This window comes from Burkholderia sp. BCC0506, assembly GCF_902833145.1.
Taxonomy (GTDB): Bacteria; Pseudomonadota; Gammaproteobacteria; order Burkholderiales; family Burkholderiaceae; genus Burkholderia.
Genome location: NZ_CADFEN010000017.1, coordinates 89,806 through 95,805 on the forward strand (window position 1 = coordinate 89,806; position 6,000 = coordinate 95,805).

4 protein-coding genes and 2 rRNA genes are annotated in these 6,000 nt (G+C 64.7%); 3 read left to right on the forward strand and 3 right to left on the reverse strand.

From position 1 onward, the window contains the following. Position 1 precedes the first annotated feature (1 nt). The 3 genes from HWX62_RS30375 (at position 2) to HWX62_RS30385 (ending at position 3,384) form a co-directional block, all read left to right on the forward strand. A complete protein-coding gene (locus HWX62_RS30375; protein ID WP_175933325.1) occupies positions 2-592 on the forward strand; it encodes a histidine phosphatase family protein in 591 nt (196 codons plus the stop codon). Between the two features lie 167 nt (positions 593-759). Next, positions 760-2,352, forward strand: a complete 1,593-nt coding sequence (locus HWX62_RS30380; protein ID WP_175933326.1) for an inorganic phosphate transporter — start codon at positions 760-762, stop codon at positions 2,350-2,352. Positions 2,353-2,622: 270 nt separating this feature from the next. Continuing rightward, positions 2,623-3,384 carry a 2OG-Fe(II) oxygenase gene (locus tag HWX62_RS30385; RefSeq protein WP_175933327.1) on the forward strand — a complete coding sequence of 254 codons (762 nt, stop codon included), beginning with the start codon at positions 2,623-2,625 and terminating at the stop codon, positions 3,382-3,384. Between the two features lie 256 nt (positions 3,385-3,640). On the opposite strand, the gene HWX62_RS30390 is transcribed toward HWX62_RS30385, so the two are convergent. The 3 genes from HWX62_RS30390 to HWX62_RS30400 all read right to left on the reverse strand — a co-directional run. Then, positions 3,641-5,065, reverse strand: a complete 1,425-nt coding sequence (locus HWX62_RS30390) for an MFS transporter (RefSeq protein ID WP_175933328.1) — start codon at positions 5,063-5,065, stop codon at positions 3,641-3,643. Positions 5,066-5,633: 568 nt separating this feature from the next. After that, positions 5,634-5,746, reverse strand: a 5S ribosomal RNA gene (gene rrf, locus HWX62_RS30395). A gap of 153 nt (positions 5,747-5,899) precedes the next feature. After that, positions 5,900-6,000 (reverse strand): 23S ribosomal RNA (locus tag HWX62_RS30400); the annotation flags it as partial.

Here is a 6,000-nt window from a genome sequence, read left to right on the forward strand (position 1 = left end):
CATGAACATGCATGCCTCGCTGCACCTGATCGCGCACGCGTCGACCCGCGCAATGCGCACCGGCACGTTTCCCGACGACGATCCGCTCGACGCGCACGGGCTCGCCGAAGCCGCCGCGCTGCGCGGCCGGTGGACGCGCGCTGCCGGCTCGCGCGTGCTGTGCAGCCCGGCGCGTTGCGCCAGGCAGACCGCCGATGCGCTCGGGCTGCACGCCGAGGTCGACGACGCGTTGCGCGACGTCGACTACGGCGACTGGCGCGGCAAGCGGCTGCACGATCTCGCGCGCGAACTGCCTGACGAACTTGCCGCGTGGATCGGCACGCCGTCCGCGTCGCCGCATCGCGGCGAATCGTTCGACGCCGCCGCGCATCGAATCGGCACCTGGTTGAACGCGCTGCCGCCCGATCGCGACGTCGTCGCGATCACGCACGCGCCGATCGTCCGCGCGGCCATCGCGCACGTGCTGCGGATGAATCCCGGCGCCGCGACGCGCCTCGACGTCGCGCCGCTGTCGTGCACGACGTTTGTCGCGTCACCGAACGGCTGGACGTTGGCCGCGACGGACGACGGCCGGCGCGACTCCAGCGCGTAAGCCCCTGTCGTGCTCACTATGTGAGCAGACGATGCGCCCACGCTTCGCATGGCGCCGCTCGCCTTACATCTCCGTAAGACACACCGTTCGTCCTCCCGACTGTCATCAAACTGTCTGCTAGCCGCGGCTAGGATCGGACGCGCCCCCCCCCTTTCAGAGATGTCGTCATGAATCAACCTGCCTCGTCCGCCTCGAACAATCCGGGCTCCGTCGCACGCACCCGGCAGATCGGCTACGCCGCCTTCCTGCTGGTGCTGGTGCTCGGCGCCGTCTATATCGCCACGCACCTGATCGACGATCTGTCGTCGGTCCGCGAAGGGACGCTGTTCCCGTACCTCCTGCTCGGCGCCGCACTGCTGATCGCGCTCGGCTTCGAATTCGTCAACGGCTTCCACGACACCGCGAATGCGGTCGCGACCGTGATCTATACGCACTCGCTGACGCCGAACGTCGCGGTGATCTGGTCGGGCATGTGGAACTTCCTCGGCGTGATGGTCTCGAGCGGTGCCGTCGCGTTCGGCATCCTGCAGTTGCTGCCGGTCGAGCTGATCCTGCAGGTCGGCAGCGGCTCGGGCTTCGCGATGGTGTTCGCGCTGCTGATCGCCGCGATCGTCTGGAACCTCGCGACCTGGTATTTCGGGTTGCCGTCGTCGAGCTCGCATACGCTGATCGGGTCGATCATCGGCGTCGGGCTGATGAACCAGCTGATGCACGGACCGTCCGGCACGAGCGGGGTCGACTGGGGCCAGGCGCTCGGTGTCGGCAAGTCGCTGCTGTTCTCGCCAATCGTCGGTTTCCTGTGTGCGTCGCTGCTGCTGCTCGTGCTGAAGGCCGTCGTACGGATTCCCGAGCTGTACAAGGAGCCGCCCAAGGACCAGCCGCCGCCGTTCTGGATTCGCTGCCTGCTGATCCTCACCTGCACCGGCGTGTCGTTCGCGCACGGCTCGAACGACGGACAGAAAGGGATGGGCCTCATCATGCTGATCCTGATCGGCACGGTGCCGACCGCGTATGCGCTGAACAAGGCCGTCACGCCCGCCGAATCGCAGACCTTCGTGGCCGTCGCGAACCAGGCGGCCACGACGTTCGGCAAATACACGAACGGCATCGCGCCGTCCGCGAACCCGCGTGCCGATGTCGAACACTACGTGCAGCATCGTGAACTGACGCCCGCCGTGCTGCCGGCCGTCGCGCAGTTGTCCACGTCGCTCGCGACCGCCGTCGGCGCGTCGGGCTCGATGGCGGCCGTGCCGCAGCGCGACGTCGACAACGTGCGCAACACGATGTATCTGGTGTCCGAAGCCATTCGCCTGCTCGAGAAGTCGGGCCAGCCCGCGTTCGCCGCCGACGACAAGCTCGCGATCGACAACTATCGCAAGCAGCTCGACCACGCGACGAAGTTCATTCCGACATGGGTGAAAGTCGCCGTCGCGATCGCGCTGGGCCTCGGGACGATGGTCGGCTGGAAGCGCATCGTCGTCACCGTCGGCGAAAAAATCGGCAAGCAGCATCTGACCTACGGACAAGGCGCATCGGCCGAACTCGTCGCGATGCTGACGATTGGCGCGGCCGACATGTATGGGCTCCCCGTGTCGACGACTCACGTGCTGTCGTCAGGCGTCGCGGGCACGATGGCGGCGAACGGCTCCGGGCTGCAATGGAGCACGGTGCGCAGCCTCGTCCTCGCATGGGTGCTGACGCTGCCGGCGTCGATCGCGCTGGCAGCCGGGCTTTACTGGTTGTTCCGGTCGCTGGCCTGATCGTGGACGCGGCGGGTGGCGGGCGAATAGCCGGTCATCCGCCGCGGCAGGTCGGATTTGTCGCTTCGCTGCCTCTCTGTTTCCGCGCTCTCCTTTCCGGCACATCGCCACATTCAGTGTGTCGATACCGCGCCCCCGCTTTCCGCTGTTTCCTTGTCCGAATTGAAGCGCAAGATCTGGAGCGTACCGGCGCACGAACGCCGCTAGACTGGGTTCATCCACTTTCATCGTGGTCTCGACCGTGCGCGACCGCACGGCGCCACGCTGCCGATGCCCCGAGGTACGCCCGTGAACATTGCCGATCTGCAACCTGCCGTCGAATCGCTGGACATCGCGCAACGCGTCGACGCCCTCGACTGGCCGAGCGTCGATGCCGAGCTCGATCGCTACGGATGCGCGCGCGTGCCGGGCCTGATGTCGGCAAGCGAGTGCGATGCGCTCGCGTCGCTCTATCCGCGCGATGCGCTCTATCGTTCACGCGTCGTGATGGCGCGGCACGGCTTTGGCCGCGGCGAGTACAAGTATTTCGCCTATCCGCTGCCTGCGGTCATCGCCGAACTGCGTACGACGATCTATCCGCACCTCGCGCCGATCGCGAATCGCTGGAACCGCGCGCTCGGCGTCGACGTTCGTTATCCGAAAGACCATGCGACGTTTCTCGATCGCTGCCACGCCGCGGGGCAGACGCGACCGACGCCGCTGATCCTGCAGTACGGCGCCGACGACTACAACTGCCTCCATCAGGACCTGTATGGCGAGCACGTGTTTCCGCTGCAGGTCGCGATCCTGCTGTCGGTGCCGGGCCGCGATTTCAGTGGTGGGGAGTTCGTGCTGACGGAACAACGGCCACGCATGCAGTCGCGTGCGGAAGTGGTGCCGCTGACGCAAGGCGATGCCGTGATTTTCGCGGTACACGGCCGGCCCGTGCAGGGAACCCGCGGCGTCTATCGCGTCAACTTGCGTCATGGCGTCAGCCGGATTCGAAGCGGCCATCGCCACACGGTCGGCATCATCTTCCATGATGCGCAGTAGTGGACATCTGGACGGTCACGGTACCGTCCTACCGCCTGGCACGGATCGCATTCGTGCTCATCCCCGTACTGCGCGTGATCGTTCGGCGAGTATTCCGATAAGGCCTCTCCGCCCGAAAGGCCGCTCGTCCGCAATGACAGAAGACTGATTGCGCCGACCGTCAGGCGATCGCCGCCGCAACGAACCAGCGTTTCGGGTGAGCACCGGAAAACGGGCGTGCTCCCCGTCGCGCCGCAAACACGATTTGAAGTCCGGCCTATCCGCGCGCCACACTGGCCCGCAGCCGGTCGCCGGCATCGGAAGCCAGTCGTGCGTAACCCGGCAACGTCAGCAGTGCGAGCACGCCCGCCGCGACGAATGCCCAGCGGAAATCGTCGAGCACGTAGTGCATGCCCGCCGCATCGCCGCGCCCCCATGCCGCGAGCCGCAGCGACAATGCACCGAACGCGATCCCCATCCCGATCGTCATCTGCTGCGCGGCGCTCCACAGGGTGCTGGCCGCGCTCGTCTGGTGAGCCGGGATATCCGCATACGCGAGCGTCGCGAGCGTCGTGAACTGCATCGATCGCGTGAGCCCGTAGACGAATACGACGAACAGCGTGATCGCCAGCGGCGTCGACGCGGTCAGCCAGCCGCATGCGATCGTGAAGATGCCGACGATCGTCACGTCGACGAGCGCAACGCGCCGGAAGCCGTACCGGTCGAGAATCCAGGATGTGCCCGCCTTCATCCCGAGGTTGCCGAGCGCGCTCGCGAGCAGCAGCAGGCCCGACTGGAACGGCGACAGCCCGAAGCCGATCTGGAACAACAGCGGCAGCAGGTATGGGACGGCGTTGATCGCCATCCGCGTGATCGAGCCGGTGATCACCGTCACCGAGAACGTCGGCACCTTCAGCGTCGTGAAATCGAGCAGCGGAAACGCGCAGCGTCGCGCATGCAGCCATGCAGCGATGCCGAACAGCACGCTTGCGCCCACCAGGACACCTGCGCGCGTGAAGTCGACATCCTGCTGGCCGGCCGCCTCGGTGCCGATCAGCAGGCAGGTCAATGCGCCACCGGCCAGCACGAAGCCGACCCAGTCGAGCGGCCGTTGTTCGTCGGCCCGCGTATTCCGGACGATCAGCCAGGTACAAACGAGCGCGGCAAGGCCGAACGGAACGTTCAACAGGAAGATCCATCTCCACGACGCATAGGTCGTGATGAAGCCACCGATCGGCGGCCCGACGACGGGCGCAACGATGCCCGGCCAAGTGATCGTCGCGATCGCACGCATCAGCCTCGCCTTCTCGGTACTTCGCACGACGATCATTCGCCCGACCGGCACCATCATCGCCCCGCCGACACCTTGTAGCAGCCGGGCAGCCGTGAACGACATCACGCCTTCGGACAGCCCGCACAGCACCGACGCGCCGGTGAAGACGACAATCGCACTCGCGAAGACGGTGCGCGAACCATAGCGGTCCGCGATCCAGCCGCTGATCGGGATGAACACCGCCAACGCCAGCATGTAGGCCGTCATCCCGAGGCTCAGCGCATTCGGCCCGACGCCGAACGAGCGCGCCATTTGCGGCAGTGCGGTCGCGATCACGGTCGTGTCGAGGTACTCCATGAAGAACGTCGCGGCGACGAGATACGGCAGGAAGTCGGTCGTCCGACCACTATGGGCGGGGCTGTCGGTCATGAGCGATGCAGGAGACGGATATGCAAAAAGCGCCGACCGCCGGCGGACGTAGGCAAGCACCGGGGAATCGGGACGAACGGTGATATTACCCCGAAGGACTTGTTCCTCGCTCTGCCGCGCATGTCGCACGAATGAACTTTATGCGCATAGATTTTTATGATGATTTTGCGCTGCGCTCACCGAGATATGCACATGACATCGGACATGATGAAGGGCCAATGAAGCAGGGCTTTTTCGACAGAAAGCGGCATTTGTCGATTATCGCGAATCAACGTCGCCCATCATCGGCCATCAGGACATTGCCGCCGAATGCGTTGCATTGGCCGGAGCCGGTCCGAAGACGGATGGGAGCGGCTGGCGGAAGGGGAAGTCGGAGATTTCGGACGGCACAACTGCGGAGTGCTCGAAAACGACAGAGCAGCGAATTGACAGGCTCGGCGCGATGATTGATCGCGCCAGCGGGAAAAGCCGACGTGCGTGACCCTGGTAACGCCTCACCGTCTGCTTTTTGGGGCGCCGAAATGCAAAAACCCCCGCCTTTTGGGCGGGGGTTTCTGGCTTGAGGGGAGCCTGACGATTACCTACTTTCACACGGGAATCCGCACTATCATCGGCGTAGAGTCGTTTCACGGTCCTGTTCGGGATGGGAAGGGGTGGGACCGACTCGCTATGGTCATCAGGCAAAGGGGGTTGTTGCGTTGCTTCGCAGCGCAACCAATCCTGGAAGAAGCAGTAATTTTGAGTTGTGTGTATCACACACGAGAATCCAACTTGTCGCTTTGGATCGCGGCCAGTGCTTTCACACGGCGCCGATCTACAAGGCAGACTTGTTATAGGATCAAGCCTTACGGGCAATTAGTATCGGTTAGCTGAACGCATTACTGCGCTTACACACCCGACCTATCAACGTCCTGGTCTCGAACGACCCTTCAAGG

Bases quoted from the DNA above. Each gene is read 5' to 3' on its own strand.
- HWX62_RS30375 (WP_175933325.1), top strand. From the start codon at position 2: ATGAACATGCATGCCTCGCTGCACCTGATCGCGCACGCGTCGACCCGC.
- HWX62_RS30380 (WP_175933326.1), top strand. From the start codon at position 760: ATGAATCAACCTGCCTCGTCCGCCTCGAACAATCCGGGCTCCGTCGCA.
- HWX62_RS30385 (WP_175933327.1), top strand. From the start codon at position 2,623: ATGCCCCGAGGTACGCCCGTGAACATTGCCGATCTGCAACCTGCCGTC.
- HWX62_RS30390 (WP_175933328.1), bottom strand. From the start codon at position 5,065: ATGACCGACAGCCCCGCCCATAGTGGTCGGACGACCGACTTCCTGCCG.